The sequence below is a fragment of the Halomonas sp. Mc5H-6 genome (assembly GCF_024124705.1).
Lineage (GTDB): Bacteria > Pseudomonadota > Gammaproteobacteria > Pseudomonadales > Halomonadaceae > Vreelandella > Vreelandella subterranea.
Genome location: NZ_JAMXSI010000006.1, coordinates 216,128 through 233,086, shown reverse-complemented (window position 1 = coordinate 233,086; position 16,959 = coordinate 216,128). Strand labels below are relative to the sequence as shown.

18 protein-coding genes are annotated in these 16,959 nt (G+C 49.3%); 16 read left to right on the top strand and 2 right to left on the bottom strand.

All coding sequences use genetic code 11. The features are described from left to right. Window positions 1–98: 98 nt before the first annotated feature. Window positions 99–557, bottom strand: a complete 459-nt coding sequence (locus NH395_RS11095) for a transposase (protein WP_290443787.1) — start codon at window positions 555–557, stop codon at window positions 99–101. Window positions 558–1,421: 864 nt separating this feature from the next. Between NH395_RS11095 and NH395_RS11090 the strand changes: the two genes are divergently transcribed. The 5 genes from NH395_RS11090 (at window position 1,422) to NH395_RS11070 (ending at window position 3,520) form a co-directional block, all read left to right on the top strand. After that, on the top strand, window positions 1,422–1,676 hold the full coding sequence (locus NH395_RS11090) for a DUF4258 domain-containing protein (RefSeq protein WP_290443786.1): 255 nt from the start codon (window positions 1,422–1,424) through the stop codon (window positions 1,674–1,676). Window positions 1,677–1,678: 2 nt separating this feature from the next. After that, window positions 1,679–1,870, top strand: coding sequence for a DUF2283 domain-containing protein (locus NH395_RS11085; protein ID WP_085918476.1), 192 nt, complete (start codon window positions 1,679–1,681; stop codon window positions 1,868–1,870). A 296-nt stretch (window positions 1,871–2,166) separates the two neighbouring features. Beyond that, on the top strand, window positions 2,167–2,451 hold the full coding sequence (gene nadS, locus NH395_RS11080) for a NadS family protein (RefSeq protein WP_253024779.1): 285 nt from the start codon (window positions 2,167–2,169) through the stop codon (window positions 2,449–2,451). A gap of 293 nt (window positions 2,452–2,744) precedes the next feature. Beyond that, complete coding sequence (locus NH395_RS11075) at window positions 2,745–3,044, top strand: nucleotidyltransferase domain-containing protein (protein WP_085920286.1); 300 nt, start codon at window positions 2,745–2,747, stop codon at window positions 3,042–3,044. Next, the gene (locus NH395_RS11070) at window positions 3,041–3,520 is read left to right on the top strand and encodes a hypothetical protein (RefSeq protein WP_199284927.1); all 480 of its coding nucleotides are present in this window, start codon (window positions 3,041–3,043) and stop codon (window positions 3,518–3,520) included. Before NH395_RS11075 ends, NH395_RS11070 begins: the two co-directional genes overlap by 4 nt. 154 nt (window positions 3,521–3,674) lie before the next feature. Here NH395_RS11070 and rfaH read toward each other — a convergent pair whose 3' ends face one another. After that, window positions 3,675–4,199, bottom strand: coding sequence for a transcription/translation regulatory transformer protein RfaH (gene rfaH / locus NH395_RS11065; protein WP_253024777.1), 525 nt, complete (start codon window positions 4,197–4,199; stop codon window positions 3,675–3,677). Between the two features lie 193 nt (window positions 4,200–4,392). Between rfaH and NH395_RS11060 the strand changes: the two genes are divergently transcribed. From NH395_RS11060 to NH395_RS11010, 11 genes are all read left to right on the top strand, one after another. Next, window positions 4,393–6,159, top strand: a complete 1,767-nt coding sequence (locus NH395_RS11060; protein ID WP_253024775.1) for an SLC13 family permease — start codon at window positions 4,393–4,395, stop codon at window positions 6,157–6,159. Between the two features lie 106 nt (window positions 6,160–6,265). After that, a complete protein-coding gene (cysQ, locus tag NH395_RS11055) occupies window positions 6,266–7,093 on the top strand; it encodes a 3'(2'),5'-bisphosphate nucleotidase CysQ (protein WP_253024773.1) in 828 nt (275 codons plus the stop codon). A gap of 338 nt (window positions 7,094–7,431) precedes the next feature. Continuing rightward, window positions 7,432–8,124 carry a hypothetical protein gene (locus NH395_RS11050; RefSeq protein ID WP_253024771.1) on the top strand — a complete coding sequence of 231 codons (693 nt, stop codon included), beginning with the start codon at window positions 7,432–7,434 and terminating at the stop codon, window positions 8,122–8,124. Window positions 8,125–8,161: 37 nt separating this feature from the next. Then, on the top strand, window positions 8,162–9,385 hold the full coding sequence (gene metK / locus NH395_RS11045; RefSeq protein ID WP_253024769.1) for a methionine adenosyltransferase: 1,224 nt from the start codon (window positions 8,162–8,164) through the stop codon (window positions 9,383–9,385). After that, the gene (locus tag NH395_RS11040) at window positions 9,379–10,716 is read left to right on the top strand and encodes a flippase (RefSeq protein WP_253024767.1); all 1,338 of its coding nucleotides are present in this window, start codon (window positions 9,379–9,381) and stop codon (window positions 10,714–10,716) included. Before metK ends, NH395_RS11040 begins: the two co-directional genes overlap by 7 nt. Continuing rightward, on the top strand, window positions 10,697–11,404 hold the full coding sequence (locus NH395_RS11035; RefSeq protein WP_253024765.1) for an FkbM family methyltransferase: 708 nt from the start codon (window positions 10,697–10,699) through the stop codon (window positions 11,402–11,404). Before NH395_RS11040 ends, NH395_RS11035 begins: the two co-directional genes overlap by 20 nt. Before the next feature lie 396 nt (window positions 11,405–11,800). After that, window positions 11,801–12,727 (top strand): glycosyltransferase, encoded by a 927-nt coding sequence (locus NH395_RS11030; protein WP_253024763.1) that lies wholly within the window; start codon window positions 11,801–11,803, stop codon window positions 12,725–12,727. Window positions 12,728–12,790: 63 nt separating this feature from the next. Beyond that, window positions 12,791–13,561, top strand: a complete 771-nt coding sequence (locus tag NH395_RS11025; protein ID WP_253024761.1) for a class I SAM-dependent methyltransferase — start codon at window positions 12,791–12,793, stop codon at window positions 13,559–13,561. Window positions 13,562–13,851: 290 nt separating this feature from the next. Beyond that, the gene (locus tag NH395_RS11020; RefSeq protein ID WP_253024759.1) at window positions 13,852–14,769 is read left to right on the top strand and encodes a hypothetical protein; all 918 of its coding nucleotides are present in this window, start codon (window positions 13,852–13,854) and stop codon (window positions 14,767–14,769) included. A gap of 90 nt (window positions 14,770–14,859) precedes the next feature. Then, a complete protein-coding gene (gene gmd, locus NH395_RS11015) occupies window positions 14,860–15,978 on the top strand; it encodes a GDP-mannose 4,6-dehydratase (protein ID WP_253024757.1) in 1,119 nt (372 codons plus the stop codon). Between the two features lie 6 nt (window positions 15,979–15,984). Then, window positions 15,985–16,950, top strand: a complete 966-nt coding sequence (locus NH395_RS11010) for a GDP-L-fucose synthase (RefSeq protein WP_253024756.1) — start codon at window positions 15,985–15,987, stop codon at window positions 16,948–16,950. Window positions 16,951–16,959 lie beyond the last annotated feature (9 nt).

Here is a 16,959-nt window from a genome sequence, read left to right as displayed (position 1 = left end):
AGCCCGACTTCGTCGGGCGATCAGACCATCTGGCAGCGATCACCCTCGGCGCTTCGATCCTTCCTGATCGCCCCATGAATTGGTCTCCGACAAAACGCTCACACAATCACCGGGTCATCTGCATTCGGCGTTAACCAACGGGCATCCCAAAAACTGTAATCACCAATCTGGTTGACCAACCCGGCCCTTAACGGATTGGCCACTATATAACGCGCGCTATCACGCATGCCTTCCTCCTGGCGTATCAACCGGTCGTGAAATCCGCGTTGCCAAACTGGGCTTCCCGCCTCCAGCGAAACATACGATTTATACAGCTTAACCGCCTGTGAAAGGTCGCCCTCTAACGCCATCAACCAATGCACATGGTCGGGCATCACCACAAACGCCCACGTTACCACATGCCGCTGAACGCTCGGATGATAAAACGCACGCGATGCCGCACACCCCATCGAGAAATCACGGAAAACAGGCCGCCGATTCTCCGTCACTATCGTCACCACATAATAATGCCCCGGTATACAACGTCTGCCCAAGCGCAACGTATGACCTCGCGGCATAACCCACCTCCATCCCTGGATTTCTATCTATAATTTACAACAAAACCCATCACACGCACGCAACCCCGGTAGGAGCCCGACTTTGTCGGGCGATCAGACCATCTACCAGCGATCACCTTCAGCGCCCTGATCTTTCCTGATCGCCCAATGAATTGGGCTCCTACAACCCCCCACCCATGCACATACGTGGGTGTTTGCTACCAGCCCTTGTAGGAGCCCGACTTTGTCGGGCGATCAGACCATCTACCAGCGATCACCCTCGGCGCCTTGATCTTTCCTGATCGCCCAATGAATTGGGCTCCTACAACCCCCACCCATGCACATACGTGGGTGGATGCTCCCAGCCCCTGTAGGAGCCCGACTTTGTCGGGCGATCAGACCATCTACCAGCGATCACCCTCGGCGCCTTGATCTTTCCTGATCGCCCAATGAATTGGGCTCCTACAACCCCCTCCATGCACATACGTGGGTGGGTGCTCCCAGCCCCTGTAGGAGCCCGACTTTGTCGGGCGATCAGACCATCTACCAGCGATCACCCTCGGCGCCTTGATCCTTCCTGATCGCCCAATGAATTGGGCTCCTACAACCCCCCATGCACATACGTGGGTAGATGCTCCCAGCCCTTGTAGGAGCACGACTCTGTCGGGCGATCAGACCACCTACCAGCGATCACCCTCGGCGCCTTGATCCTTCCTGATCGCCCAATGAATTGGGCTCCTACAACCCCCCATGCACATACGTGGGTGGATGCTCCCAGCCCCTGTAGGAGCCCGACTTTGTCGGGCGATCAGACCGTCTAAGGGCATAATCCGCGATGGTATTTTCGTGCTAGCCTACAAGAAGTGTTCTTGAGGGGGCTTTTTAATGCATTGCCAGCGATTCGGTTTGGATGTTTATGTGACTCGGCACGCACGAGAGCGTATGACGCAGCGTAATATTAGTGAAGCGCAATTGAATGAGTTGTTAGAAACAGGTCGCATCCGTTTCAAGGATGATAGTCGTCTTTGGATAGCCAAGATGTTTTCATCGCGTAGTGATAACTTGGTCTGTGCTGCTGTTGTGTTAGAAGATAAGCTTATTGTTAAAACCGTTATGCACCATTTTCAGTGGGAGGGTTAAACATGCGAACCACCTATGACGAAACGGATGACATTTTAGTCGTGCATCTCTCTGACAAGCCAATCTCGAAAGAGGTGTCGCAAGATTGGAATACGCATATTAGTTACGCAGAAGATGGCACCATAGTTGAAGTTGTGATTTTAGAAGCATCCAAACAAGGCGCCTGGCCGTTGTTGCGCAGCCACGCCGCGTAATCTCCAACCCCTGTAGGAGCCCAACTATGTCGGGCGATCAGGCCATCTACCAGCAATTACCCACGGCGCCTTGATCTTTCCTGATCGCCCAATGAATTGGGCTCCTACAACCCCCTCCATGCACATACGTGGGTGGGTTGCTACCAGCCCTTGTAGGAGCCCGACTCTGTCGGGCAATCACCTCCGTCGAAAATATTAATAATACATCGACATTTCAATTTTGTTGTGTACTTTGTACACTACAAAAAGACCGCGCTCAAAACACTTACCCAGCAGTTAAGAGAGGAGGTTTCTTGATGAGTATTTTTGATGAGCTCAACACATCGCTTCAAGAAGCTGTCGATATCCAAAAGGGTAAGACGAAAGCCAGCCGGGTGACTCGCCACGAAGTGGCGGATGTCAGAGCAATTCGGGCAAAATTGCACGTATCTCAAGCTGAGTTTGCCGACGCAATGGGCACCAGCATCGACACCATAAAAAGCTGGGAGACCAAGCGTCGCAATCCGACAGGGTTGGCAGCTAAGGTACTCGCTACCATTCAAGAAAATCCCTCGTTCTTTAACGAGCTGGCTTCACACTGATTGCCCAGTACGCGCACCCAACCCCTGTAGGAGCCCGACTCGTCGGGCGATCAGGCTAACTACAAGCGTTTACCCTCGACGCCCATATCCTTGCTGATCGCGCAATAAATTGCGTTCCTACAGGGGGATCAGGCCATCCACCATCAATCACCTTGGTGTCTCAATACGCAGTAGCGTAGTACCTATCATTAAGAGAATGTATGCTTATTGCTCATAGGGTTTCTCAGTGTGCCAAACTCAGCCATAAGCATCTTCAACAGCCAGTTCCAACATGATCACTAGGTAGCCATGCCATGAGATTGAGTGCTCACGAAATTCAGATCATCAAAGCATCGGTCAAGGCAGTTTTTGGGCCCCAGGCAGAGGTCTCGCTGTTCGGTTCAAGAACGGATGATAATGCTAAAGGCGGTGATATCGACCTGCTGGTGTCGGTTAATGATGTTGTTGAACACCCCGCATGGGACGCCGCGCAGTTGCAGGCAAAAATCATCAAGCAATTGGGTGACAGGAAAATAGACGTGCTTCTGGACGCACCCAATATGCCAAGAGTTGCTATTCATCAGGTTGCGAAGTCGCAAGGAATAGCGCTGTGAATTTATATCCAGAGAGCCAAGAAAGACTCAGGTTTCTGAGCCGTGTAGTCGATAAAGAAATCAAACATCTAGAATATGCAGACCATCAGGTTTTTGGTGGGCTGTTAACTTACGACGCTGTTGAAAATCTGGATAAAACCCCAGAACTAGCGATGAAAGTAGAAGCATTTGTCAGTCGATTTTGTCGTTTGCAAGATACCCTCGGAGATAAGCTGTTACCAGCGCTGCTAAAAGCACTGGGCGAGCCAGATCGGGCGTTGCTTATTAACCTTGAAAAGGCAGAAAAGTACGGTTGGTTGGCATCCTCTGAGCAATGGATCGCCCTCAGGCAACTACGCAACCAGATGATCCACGAATATATTGAAGATACGCAGACCCTGTTTGATGCGCTTACCACAGCGCATAGCAACAAAGCAGTACTTGAACATTTTGCGGATAAGCTTGGAAAACAGGTGTCGGATCTGCTGTCGGGATAACACTAAGTCTAAGCGATCCAACCTATCTCCTGGATGTCGTCACAATCTATTCTGATCGCGCAATAAATTGCGCTCCTACAAAAAACCAGGCGCCTGCACACAACCCACGTAAGGGCTCGACTTTTCGGGCGATCAGGCCACCTACCAGCATCGTTCACTGCTTCTGCAAATGCGCGATGGGCACTTCCACCTGCTGCGGGCGGTTCAACAACGTCAGCAGCAGCAGGGCGCGGTCCTGGCCTTTTAGCTCGGTAAGCTGGGCCAACTGGCCTTTGAAAGCCCCCTCAGTAACTTCCACTACATCCCCCACGCAAAAATACGCCTCCTGCGCGGTCTCTTTATCCATCAGGTGCTGGCACAGCGTATCCACAATATGCTCAGGCACCACGGCGGGCTGGTCGCCGAAGGTCACCAGCTTCAAAACCCCCCGCGTGGAACGAATAGGGCGCCAGTTACTTGCCACCTGGTCTAACCTGATAAACAGGTAGTGCGGAAAGAGCGGCTCGGTGACCCACACCAGCTTGCTGCGGCGTTTTCGCTGCACCGCCAGCACCGGATGGAAGACATGATAGCCCTGGTTTTCCAGCTGCTCAGCAGCACGGAAAGATTCGCCCCCCTTACACTGGATAAGGTACCATTGCGCGCATTCCGCGTTGGCTTGGCTAGCATGAAGGCTCATGGCGCTCCTGGCGTTATAATGAGTTGAAGCACAGGGTTTGATACCTCTACGGTCAACGGGCATTGTAACAAAAACGCAGCGGCCCAACGCAGCGCAAATCAAGACCAGGGCAAGGGAAAGCGCCCGGAACAATCCCCGGGCGGTAGCGTGCCCGGACGCTTTATAAGACAGTCTGGTTCAGAAACGGAGCACCATGGAAGTAGCGGCGATATTTACCCTCATGGTGGTGGTTGCCACCTTAGCCGCCCTCGCGCTTACCCGCATTGCCCCCGACGCAATTCTGATGGCCGCTCTAGGCTGCCTCGTCATCAGCGGCACGTTATCCCCCGCCCAAGCGCTACAAGGGTTTTCCAACCCAGGGGTGATCACCATTGCCACGCTCTACGTGGTTGCCGCAGGGTTAAAAGAAACCGGTGCCATTCAATGGCTCGCCCATCTTTTGCTGGGCCAACCCTCAAAGCTGCGTCAGGCCCAACTGCGCGTGTTGCTACCCGCCGCCGGGCTGAGTGCGTTCATGAACAACACCACCGTGGTCGCCATGTTCATCCCCGCAATACAGGAGTGGGCCACACGGCTGAAACTGCCGCCGGGCAAGCTACTGCTACCGCTCAGCTACGCCGCGATTATCGGCGGCACCTGCACCTTGATTGGCACCAGCACCAATCTGGTAGTGGATGGCCTGCTGCAAAGCGAGCGCGGCGTCAGCCTTTCGATGTTTTCACTGGCCTGGGTTGGCGTACCGCTGGTCTTGGTAGGCGGCACCTTTCTGTATTTTTGTACCAACCGCCTGCTGCCGGAACGCCAGGGCGTGCTTGAGCAGCTCGAACAGGCCCGCGAATACGTGGTAGATGTCGAGGTAGAAGCCAAAGGCCCCCTGGTGGGTAAAACCATTGCGGACGCTGGCTTGAGCAGCTTGGCCAACGGATACCTGGCGGATATCGAGCGCAACGGCGAGTTGCTCAACGACATCCCCCAAGAAACCACGCTGCAAGCGGGCGACATTCTCATGTTTATTGGCGCACCGGAATGCGCCCGCGAGCTACGCCGTATTCGGGGCCTGAAGCCCGCCAGTGGTGATATACACAAGCTGGATATTGCCCACCACCGGCGCTGCCTGGTGGAAGCCGTTATCGGACCGGACTTTGGCGGGCTAGGGCAGACCGTCAAGGCGTCGCGCTTTCGCTCCCGCTACCAGGCCGTAATATTGTCCATTTCACGCCACGGCAAAAGCGTGCCCGGCAAGCTGGGGGCGGCAACGCTACAAGTCGGTGATACCTTGCTGCTGGAAACCACCCACGACTTTGTCGACCAGTACCGCTACCGCAAAGATTTTCTGCTCGTCAGCAGCCTGAATGACTCCACACCGCCGGATTTTCGCAAAGCCCCCGTGGCGCTTGGCATATTGGCGAGCATGGTGATACTCAGCGCCACTGGGCTGCTGTCGATTCTGGAAGCCGCGTTGCTGGCAGGTGGCGGCATGGTCGCCACCCGCTGTGTACCGGTCAGTAAAGCACGCCGCTATATCGACCTTTCCGTACTCGTCGTGATTGCCGCTTCGTTTGCGCTGGGCGCAGGCATGACCGAAACCGGCGCCGCCGCCCAGGTCGCCCAATGGCTACTGCTCGCCGATGACCTGGCCCCCTGGGCCGCGCTGGCACTGGTCTACTTGTTGACCGTAGCGTTCACCGAGCTGATTACCAACAACGCCGCCGCCGTGCTGATGTTTCCTATTGCCGTCTCGGTCGCGGACCAGCTAGGGGTCAACTTTCTACCCTTTGCTATTGCCATCATGTTTGCCGCCTCCGCCAGCTTCATGACGCCGCTGGGCTACCAGACCAACCTGATGGTCCTCGGCCCCGGCGGCTACCGCTTCAGCGACTACCTGCGCCTCGGCGCGCCCCTCAGCGCCATTGTGGCCGTCACGGTGATTACCCTGGTGCCACTGGTATGGCCGTTTTAACCACAGCTTGAAGCTTGAAGCCGGAAGAAAAACCACCCAAGACAGGTGTTGGGAGTGACTTCCAGCTTCCAGCTTCAGGCTTCCAGCTAGTTATTAAGGATCTTTTGTGACTGCTTTTATCTCGAATGAACGACGCGCCCGCCTGATCGAAGGCGTACATGCCGCCGGGCGTGAGGTCATGGCGGTTTATAAGCAGGATTTCTCCGTCGAGACCAAGGAAGACCAAAGCCCGCTCACCGAGGCGGATATGGCCGCGCATCACTCGCTGGTAGCACTGCTGGAGAACCTTACCCCTGGCGTGCCAGTGCTCTCCGAAGAGTCTGCCGAAGTGCCTTTTGCCACTCGCCAGAGCTGGGAGCGTTACTGGCTGATCGACCCGCTGGACGGCACCAAGGAATTCATCAACAAGAACGGTGAATTCACCCTCAATGTGGCGCTGGTAGAAAACGGCGTGCCGGTGTTCGGCATCGTCTACGCGCCGGTACTGCAAACCACCTGGGTAGGGCAGGTAGGCGGAGAGGTGTTCAAGATCGCACAGGGCATTTACATCAATATTCAAGCGCGTGAACTGCCAGACCCCGAAACGGCGCCCTGGAAGGTGGTCGGTAGCCGACGCCACGGCGCGGAAATCTTCGAAGCCTTCTGCAGCGGCCTGCCTACCCAAGAGTGCGTCTCGATGGGTAGTTCTATCAAGCTGTGCCTGGTGGCGGAAGGCAACGCGGATCTCTACCCGCGCCTTGCCCCCACCTCCGAGTGGGATACCGCCGCCGCCCAGGCCATCGTCACCGCCGCCGGTGGCGAGGTGCTAAACGCCGAGACCCTGGAGCCGTTACGCTGCAACCAGCAGGAAAGCGTGCTCAACCCGTACTTCATCGTATGCGGCCAACGCGACCCACGCTGGGAAGAAGCGCTAAAGAAAGTAACGGGCTCGTAGGAACCCGACTTTGTCGAGCGATCAAACTACCGACAAGCACGCACCAACGGCAGCACCCAACAGGTTTTTGTAGGAGCACGACTTCGTCGAGCGATCAGACCATCTACAAGCACCAAACACGCGGCACCACGACAGCACCATGTCAACGTAGAGCCAACAATAAATAAAATGTATCATGCCGATAAATTACAACCAGCCACGCAGCCTAGCGGCATGGATCGCTTTACCACGGCGCTGCAGGGCAACCGTTACTAGTAGGGCATGGGAATGCGTCCGTTAAAATCCCCGGGCGGTAGCGTGCCTAACCGTTTAAATATGAAAGGTTACAGAGAGTGAGCATGGAGCATCCCCCACGTAGTACCTACCACGATGATGAAATTTCACTGGTAGATTTAGCCAAGATCCTTATTTATCGCCGTTGGTGGTTTCTGGGCGCCTTTTTAATAGTAGTGCTAGCATCATTGAGCTGGGTATTGCTTAAAAATACCGAAATTCAGGATGGAACAATAAAGTACCAATACACCACGCAATTAGCGGTTGGTTATAAAACACCAACGGAGCTTATCGAACCACTTCTCTCGATAGAAGAGCAACTAAACGGCGCTATCATACCGACGGTAAAGCAAGGGTCTGACGAGTTTTCAAGTTTAAATGTTGACTTAAAATATAACGACGGCTCAAACATTATTTCCCTAGTGACTCAAGCTAGCGAAGGGCAAAATCGCAGCGTTACAGATTTTCACCAAGCATTAATAGAGCCCATTGTCGAAAGGCATGATCGCTTACTAAAAAACTTGAATCAGCAGCCTTCATCGTTTTTCCAAGATGGCAGCCAAACACAGCAGCTAGTGCCTTCAGAGCGGGTTTCGTTGGCCGTTAAAACACCTCAGACTACATTGCCACAAGGCCCAAATGCCAAATTAATAATCGTACTAGGCATCGTCTTAGGCGGAATAGTAGGTGTAATAGTCGCATTTTTTACCGAGTTCGCTGCCAAAGTTCGTGAAAGCATAAAACAAGAAGTGGTTTAAATGAATTTTTCAAAGTACAGTCATTACTAGGAACTATATGAGCGAATATTCCCTGTTTACCTCCGAGTCCGTCTCCGAAGGCCATCCGGATAAAATTGCCGACCAGATTTCCGATGCGGTGCTGGATGCCATTATTGCCCGTGACAAACAGGCGCGCGTTGCCTGTGAAACCCTGGTCAAGACCGGTGTCGCGATCATTGCCGGTGAAATCAGCACGAATGCCTGGGTGGACCTTGAGACCCTGGTACGTGATGTGATTACCGAGATTGGCTATACCTCATCGGATGTAGGCTTCGATGGCGCCACCTGTGGCGTGGTCAACCTGATCGGTAAACAGAGCGTCGATATTGCCCAGGGCGTTGACCGTAGCAAGCCGGAAGATCAGGGCGCGGGCGATCAGGGGTTGATGTTTGGCTACGCCACCAACGAGACCGACTCCTTCATGCCGGCGCCGATCCATTACTCGCATCGTCTGGTGGAACGCCAGGCCGAGCTGCGCAAGAACGGCCTGCTGCCTTGGCTGCGCCCGGATGCCAAGAGCCAGGTGACCTTCCGCTATAATGAGCAAGGCCAACCCTGTGGCGTCGATGCCGTGGTGCTCTCCACCCAGCACGATCCGGATATCGACCAGGAAGACCTGCGTACCATGGTCAAACGGGAAATTATCGAGCAGGTGATTCCCGCCGAATGGCTCGATGAAGATACCCAATACCACATCAATCCGACCGGCAAGTTCGTGATTGGCGGCCCGGTGGGCGACTGTGGCTTGACTGGCCGCAAGATCATTGTCGATACCTACGGTGGCATGGCACGCCATGGCGGCGGCGCCTTCTCGGGCAAGGACCCGTCCAAGGTTGACCGCAGCGCGGCCTATGCGGGGCGCTATGTGGCGAAAAACATCGTGGCGGCGGGCCTCGCCGACAAATGTGAAATCCAGATCTCCTACGCGATCGGCGTGGCCGAGCCAACCTCCGTGTCCATCGATACCTTCGGTACCGGCAAGGTGAGTGATGCCCAGATCGTCAAACTGGTGCGTGAGCATTTTGATCTGCGTCCTTTCGCGATTACCCGAATGCTCGACCTGCTTCACCCGATGTACCAGTTGACCGCCGCCTACGGACACTTCGGCCGTGAGCCATTTGAGCACAGCTACCATTGGGTCGATGATAAAGGCCATACCCAGCAAGAGACGTTTATCGCCTTCCCTTGGGAAAAAACTGATAAAGCAGACGCTGTAAGGGATGCGGCTGGACTGTGCTGAAAGCAATAAACGAGAAAGTACAATCTTTAAAAGAGCACGGTGGCTTCCGTCGTTATGCGGCAAACACCTCATGGATGATGTGCGAAAAAATCCTGCGCATGTTCGTAGGCTTGTTTGTCGGCATCTGGGTGGCACGTTACCTGGGGCCGGAACAGTTCGGGCTGCTTAGCTACGCACAGAGCTTTGTCTTCCTGTTTACTGCCATAGCCACCCTGGGGCTGGACGGCATCGTCGTTCGAGAGTTAGTGAAAGACCAAAGCCGCAGAGACGAACTGCTCGGCACAGCTTTTGGGCTTAAGTTCATCGGTGCCTTTTTAATTCTGCCGGTGCTATGGCTTGCGGTGCAGATAACGAGCAACGACTCGTACACCAATCTGCTGGTGTTTATTATTGCCTCCGCCACTATCTTTCAAAGCTTCAACGTCATCGACTTTTACTACCAGGCAAGGGTGAAGTCTAAGTACGTTGCCTTGGCGAATGGCGTGGCGCTGGGCACGTCTAGCGCCATAAAGATAGCGCTGATCTTGAATGAGGCCCCACTGATAGCGTTTGCCATCATGGTGACTTTCGACGCTTTTATACTTTCACTGGGTTTAATCTTCTTTTACATAACCTCTTCCCGAAAGAGGCTTTTGGGTTGGAAATTCAGCGCAGTCACCGCTAAGCAATTACTCAAAGACTCCTGGCCTTTAATCCTTTCGGGCCTAGTCATTTCGGTTTACATGAAAATAGACCAGGTGATGATCAAGGAAATGCTTAACGCAGATGCCGTGGGCCAGTACGCTGCAGCCGTTCGCCTGAGTGAAGCTTGGTACTTTATCCCCATGGTGATTGCCAACTCGTTATTTCCAGCGGTTATCAACGCTAAAAAGAACAGTGAAGAGCTTTATCTGCAAAGACTACAACGCTTATACACACTCATGGTGTGGATAGCGATTGGCATTGCCTTGCCGATGACATTTCTCAGCGATTGGTTGATCACCCTACTTTATGGACTGGAATATCAAAAAACCGCAGGTGTGCTGATGATGCATGTTTGGGCAGGGTTATTTGTTTTTTTAGGGGTCGCTAGTGGCAAATGGTTGTTAAACGAAAATTTACAGCTTTACTCGATGTTTAATACATCTGTAGGAGCCATAGCCAATGTAGGGCTGAACCTCTTCTTTATTTCATATTTTGGGGTATATGGCGCTGCCGTTGCAACACTGATCTCCTATGGTGTGGCTGCATACTTTATGCTGTTCGTATGGCGCCGAACTAGAGAGAACTTTTATTTGGTCACAAAATCATTTCTGCCAGGTAGTTTAATTAATGTTAAAAAATATGGTTAAAAATCTACTTCCAAATTGGCTGCTAACTTGGATGCGATCAGCGAAAAATGATTTTTTTGATGGATATGCAAGAAAGTCATATTCACAAGAAGGTGAGGATCTCATATTGATGAGATTTTTTGAAAATAAAGATGACGGATTTTATGTTGATGTAGGTGCGCATCATCCAAAACGCTTCTCTAATACCTACCTCTTTTACAAAAAAGGTTGGTGCGGTATAAATATAGATGCCAAGCCAGGGAGTATGGAGGCTTTCAAAGAAAAAAGATGTAGAGATATTAACATTGAAAAGCCTATTTCTGAAAAGCCAATGACCCTGACATACTATATGTTTAATGAGCCCGCGCTGAACGGGTTTTCGAAAGAAATTTCAGAGTCTCGTGACGGGGTTAATGGGTTTAAAGTCGAATCAAAAATAAAATTAAACACCGAGCGGCTCGACCGGATATTAGACGAATACATTTCCCCAGGCACAGAAATTGATTTTTTATCTATAGATGTAGAAGGACTAGATTTCGAAGTGATAAAGTCTTTAGACTTGGCGAGGTACAACCCAAAATTTATTTTAGTTGAGATTTTAGGTTCAAGTTTAAGCGAGCTTTTGGATTCTGAGATCTCTCAGTACTTACTAAGTTATGGCTATAAATTATACGGTAAGGCTGTAAATACGGTCTTTTTCAAAAAATAAATTATTTTTAATAAAGCTTAAGGCTCGCGAAGTGCTGTATTGATTAGCTTTTTTACAGAGCGTCTTCGATGGCCGATTCTCTCAAATTATAGCAGCTGCATGCAGTGAACGGGCAGTATGGTAAGCAGCGGATACGGAAAGCTACCGTTCTAGCTCATGGAGCAATAACAGGCTATTTTATTCTGCAACTGCTTCCAGATCAGCTTTCCCATTCGCTCTAGAAAGATCTTGTGGCAGGCTTTGCGCTTCTTGATCTGGTGCTCACCTTCGGAGAAGGTAATCTGACGCGTGGTGGAAATGGTCCTATTTTGTTGGTGATGGCCGTATTATTGCTGATTTTGGAGGCTTATTCAGAGTCGCCCTAAAAGTTACTCAGTTTGAAAAGGTACTTGATAAGTGGAAAGCTTGAAAAGCTACGCTCCCGTCGTTTTGTTTGTATATAACAGGCCGAGACACACCAAGCAAACAGTGGATGCGCTTAAACTTAATGATGGTGCTAAAAAAACAGATTTAATTATTTACTCTGATGCGCCAAAAAATGATGAATCGAAACCTCAGGTTAACTCAGTACGTGATCATATAAGAAAAATTGACGGCTTTAAGTCGGTACGCATAATTGAGCGTGAAGAAAATTGGGGTCTTGCACAATCTATAATTCAAGGTGTCACAGAGGTTGTTAATCAATACGGTAAAGTCATCGTATTGGAAGACGATATAGTAACCAGCCCTGCCTTTCTTCAGTTTATGAACCAAGCTTTGAAATTTTATGAAAACGAGAAAAAGGTCTGGCACATCAGTGGGTGGAACTATCCTATAGACTTTAAAGAGGTTGGCGACGCTTTTTTGTGGCGGGGAATGAATTGCTGGGGGTGGGCCACATGGGCAGATCGCTGGCAGTATTTCGAGAAAGATCCTGAAGCACTAATCAGCGAATGGACTGATGAAGAAAAATCACGTTTTGATTTAGATGGTACAGGTTTATATTGGAGTCAAGTAGAAGCCAATGCTAATGACGAAATAAATACTTGGGCGATTTTCTGGTATGCAACGATTTTTTATAACCAAGGTATTTGCTTAAATCCTTCAGTTAGCTATGGCGAGAATATCGGGCATGATGGTACTGGTGTCCACTGTGGTGTTGATACCACCCACTTTGTCGGTGAACTGAATAATAAAATAGATATAGTTTTTCCATCTCAGATCTATGAGTCTACGGATGCTGTCATGAAGATCAAAGAATTTCAAAAAGGCTTGAAGAGGCCCTTTGCAGTTCGTGTTCTAAGTAAAATAAGTACTATTCTAGTTGGTAGACGACTCCTGTGATTGTAAGTTAATCCACAGTTAAAATTTATGTTGTTAGTTAATTGAAATAACGGCGAAAAGAAAATGAAATGTAAAGTGTGTCATAAAGATAATGAGAAGTGTTTTTCTTCTGTCATAATGAATAAATATGAAATAGATTATTTTCATTGCGATCATTGTGATTTCCTGCAAACAGAAGAGCCGTACTGGTTAGATGAAGCCTATGCTCAGTCCATTAACGTTTCAGACACTGGATATATGGTTCGCAACTTGTTTTACTCCAAGCGCTTAACGATATTGTTGTATTTTCTGTTTGGGAAAAATGGTCGTTATGTTGACTATGCCGGTGGTTATGGGGTTTTCGTCCGGTTAATGCGTGATATCGGATTTGAGTTCTACTGGGATGATAAGTATACCACTAACTTGTTTTCCACTGGCTTTGAGTGGAATGGGGTTGATAAAGTTGAAGCGGTGACGTTGTTTGAAGCTTTTGAGCATTTTATAGACCCAATTGGAGAGCTTAATAAGTTGAGAAATATCTCCGATACCATAATTTTTACGACGGACTTACATCCGGATCCCGTGCCAAAACCTAACGAATGGTGGTATTACGGCTTAGATCACGGTCAGCACATCTCTTTCTATTCGAAGAAAACCTTTAATGAAATTTCCAATCAGTTAGGAATGTATTATTTGAATTCAGGGTCTTTGCATATATTGAGTAAGCATCAAGTTTCTGACTGGAAGTTGGATTCTACTAGGTTAGTAAAATTTGGTTTGGATAAAATTATCTGTAAGTTAATGGAGTCAAAAACATGGTCTGACCATGAGAGAATGTCAAAGAACGTTGAATGATAGTTTGTTTTAGTTTAATTTTCAGCTTTATTTCATGGCTATATTTTAGGGCTTTATTTTGCAAAAAACGTAATTTATAAATTAAAATTTTTATTTTACGGAACGCTTCTTTTTATCATTGAAGATGAGTTAAATTTTTTTTATAATCTTGGGTTTAGAGTCGGAACAAATATAAATAGATAGGTTTGTTTAAAGGCTATCACTAAATCATGCTTTTCTCCATTGTGGTCTATTATTAATAGCCAATCAAATTGGCTATTAAGTTCCAGCAAAAAAAGAGGGTTTTAAATTTGAAGCCTTTAGAAAAATCAAATATTTTGATAGTAGGTCTTGTTCGAAATTGTGCTAAAGATATTGAAATTAACGTAAATAATATAGAGGCGTCTTTTTGTAACGCAAAAAGTGTAAAGCTTTATCTTTTGGAGTCTGATAGTACCGATAGTACTTGCCAAATTTTGAGTCGGCTATCAACGACTAAAGTGAACTTTTCGTTCAAGTCGTTAGGGAGACTGAGTGATGAAATTCCAAAGCGAACGGCTCGGATTGCATTCTGTAGGAATTATTGTGTTAAGCAAATAAAAGAAAATCCTGAATATGACGATATCGATTATGTTGCTATCGCGGACATGGATGGAGTAAATAATAAGCTTCGCGCTGAGGCGGTGGGCAGTTGCTGGAATCGTGATGATTGGGACGTTTGTGCTGCGAATCAGTTGGGGCCATATTATGATATTTGGGCCTTGCGACATAAACTGTGGTCTCCAAATGACTGTTGGCAGCAGGCAGAGTTTTTACGTTCCTATGGAGCGAGTCATTTTAAATCTGTTGTGGCTTCTGTTTACAGTCGGATGGTTTGTGTTTCTCCATCGTCGGAGTGGATCGAGGTAGAGTCAGCTTTTGGAGGACTAGCAATTTATCGGAAAGAGGCTTTAGTGTCGGTAAAATATAATGGGTTGACAGAAAATGGCGAAGAAATTTGTGAACATGTTGCAGCTCACGCACAAATCCGTTCATTAGGGGGGCGAATATTTGTCAATCCAGCTCTGATAAACGCAGAATTTGTTGAGCACTCTCGGTATGTCTTAAAATTTGGTTTAGCTCGCTTCTGGATTAGCTGCCAAATCCGAGCGTTGGCTTTGCATTTAAAGTTAATGCCGGTTATCTATAAGATTAGATTAATCATTAATAAACCGGTTTCAAAAAGATAGATGCCTTCGGTTTAGTCAGTGGTTGGTCGCGCTGCATAGTTATTAGAAAAACAGGGAATCACAAATGCTCCTGAATAGTGAAAAATCTGTATGAAAAAAGCACTAATCACCGGTATCACCGGCCAAGACGGCTCCTATCTTGCCGAATTTCTCCTGGAAAAAGGCTACGAAGTCCACGGCATCAAGCGTCGCGCCTCGTTGTTCAACACTCAGCGTGTAGACCACATTTACCAGGATCCTCACGTAGAGCACCAGAACTTCGTGCTTCATTACGGTGATCTTACGGACTCTTCTAACCTTACCCGTATTCTGCAAGAGGTGAAGCCAGATGAGGTGTACAACCTGGGTGCGCAATCCCACGTAGCCGTTTCTTTTGAAGCGCCGGAGTACACAGCGGATGTAGTCGCAATGGGCACGTTGCGAATTCTGGAAGCTATTCGGCTATTAGGCCTGGAGAAGAAAACTCGATTTTATCAAGCTTCTACTTCAGAGCTGTATGGGTTGGTGCAGGAAACCCCGCAGAAAGAGACGACACCGTTCTACCCGCGCTCACCCTACGCCGTGGCTAAGCTCTACGCCTACTGGATCACAGTGAACTACCGCGAAGCCTATGGCATGTATGCCTGTAATGGTGTTTTGTTCAACCATGAATCTCCACGTCGTGGTGAAACCTTTGTTACTCGCAAAATCACACGTGGCCTGGCTAATATTGCGCAAGGGTTGGAAGATTGTCTGTACATGGGCAACATGGATGCACTTCGCGATTGGGGCCACGCAAAAGACTATGTGCGTATGCAGTGGATGATGTTGCAGCAGGAGCAGCCGGAAGATTTTGTGATCGCCACCGGTAAGCAGTATTCCGTACGCGACTTTATCGAATGGTCCGCTAAAGAGCTGGGTATTACACTGCGCTTTGAAGGTGAGGGCATTGAAGAGGTGGCTGTTGTCGATGCTATTGAGGGCGAAGATGTACCAGCGCTCAAACTGGGTGATGTAGTTGTACGTGTGGATCCTCGCTACTTCCGCCCCGCTGAAGTGGAAACTCTGCTGGGTGATCCGACGAAAGCTAAGGAAAAGCTGGGCTGGACACCGGAAATCACTACGCAGGAAATGTGCGCTGAAATGATTGCAGATGATCTTAAAACCGCCAAACGGCATTCGCTGTTAAAACAACACGGTCACGAAGTAATGCTTTCGGTGGAGAACTAATCAGTTATGGTAAAGCAACGTGTATTTGTCGCCGGGCACAAGGGAATGGTTGGTTCTGCACTGCTGCGCCGACTTGAAAACGATGAAAATGTAGAGTTGGTCACTCGAAATCGTGCCGAGTTAAACTTGTTGGACCAATCCGCAGTACTGGCTTTTTTCCAGCAGGAAAATATCGATCAGGTATACTTGGCGGCCGCAAAGGTGGGCGGTATTCATGCTAACAATACCTACCCGGCGGAGTTCATTTACGAAAACCTGATGATGGAAGCCAATATCATCCACGCCGCCCACATGGCTGATGTTCAGAAGCTATTGTTCCTTGGGTCCTCCTGTATCTACCCGAAAATGGCTGAGCAGCCAATGAAAGAAGAGGCGCTTCTGACAGGCACTTTGGAGCCCACTAACGAACCCTACGCAATAGCTAAAATCGCGGGTATCAAGTTGTGCGAAAGCTACAATCGACAGTATGGTCGCGACTACCGAAGTGTAATGCCTACCAACCTTTACGGCGATAACGATAACTTCCATTCAGAAAACAGCCATGTAATCCCTGCCATGATGCGGCGCTTTCACGAAGCGAAAGAAGCAGGGGCGCAGGAAGTGGTGGTATGGGGCAGCGGCAAGCCTATGCGAGAATTTTTGCATGTACATGATATGGCTGCTGCCAGTGTGTACGTGATGAATCTGGATAATGAAACCTACCAAGCTAATACCAAACCAATGCTATCGCACATCAACGTGGGAACCGGATTGGACTGTACTATTCGCGAATTGGCTGAAACCATAAAGCGTGTTGTTGGGTTTGAAGGTGAGTTAGTATTTGATACCAGCAAACCGGACGGTACGCCACGTAAGTTGATGGATGTGTCTCGATTGAAAGCTTTGGGGTGGGAAGCGAGCATTCCGTTGGAAGAAGGCTTGCAGCAGACTTACGACTGGTTCCTGATGCATCAGAAGCAACTGCGAAACTGATTCCAATTT

Bases quoted from the DNA above. Each gene is read 5' to 3' on its own strand.
- NH395_RS11095 (WP_290443787.1), bottom strand. From the start codon at position 557: ATGCCGCGAGGTCATACGTTGCGCTTGGGCAGACGTTGTATACCGGGG.
- NH395_RS11090 (WP_290443786.1), top strand. From the start codon at position 1,422: ATGCATTGCCAGCGATTCGGTTTGGATGTTTATGTGACTCGGCACGCA.
- NH395_RS11085 (WP_085918476.1), top strand. From the start codon at position 1,679: ATGCGAACCACCTATGACGAAACGGATGACATTTTAGTCGTGCATCTC.
- nadS (WP_253024779.1), top strand. From the start codon at position 2,167: ATGAGTATTTTTGATGAGCTCAACACATCGCTTCAAGAAGCTGTCGAT.
- NH395_RS11075 (WP_085920286.1), top strand. From the start codon at position 2,745: ATGAGATTGAGTGCTCACGAAATTCAGATCATCAAAGCATCGGTCAAG.
- rfaH (WP_253024777.1), bottom strand. From the start codon at position 4,199: ATGAGCCTTCATGCTAGCCAAGCCAACGCGGAATGCGCGCAATGGTAC.
- NH395_RS11060 (WP_253024775.1), top strand. From the start codon at position 4,393: ATGGAAGTAGCGGCGATATTTACCCTCATGGTGGTGGTTGCCACCTTA.
- NH395_RS11050 (WP_253024771.1), top strand. From the start codon at position 7,432: ATGGAGCATCCCCCACGTAGTACCTACCACGATGATGAAATTTCACTG.
- metK (WP_253024769.1), top strand. From the start codon at position 8,162: ATGAGCGAATATTCCCTGTTTACCTCCGAGTCCGTCTCCGAAGGCCAT.
- NH395_RS11035 (WP_253024765.1), top strand. From the start codon at position 10,697: ATGTTAAAAAATATGGTTAAAAATCTACTTCCAAATTGGCTGCTAACT.
- NH395_RS11025 (WP_253024761.1), top strand. From the start codon at position 12,791: ATGAAATGTAAAGTGTGTCATAAAGATAATGAGAAGTGTTTTTCTTCT.
- gmd (WP_253024757.1), top strand. From the start codon at position 14,860: ATGAAAAAAGCACTAATCACCGGTATCACCGGCCAAGACGGCTCCTAT.
- NH395_RS11010 (WP_253024756.1), top strand. From the start codon at position 15,985: ATGGTAAAGCAACGTGTATTTGTCGCCGGGCACAAGGGAATGGTTGGT.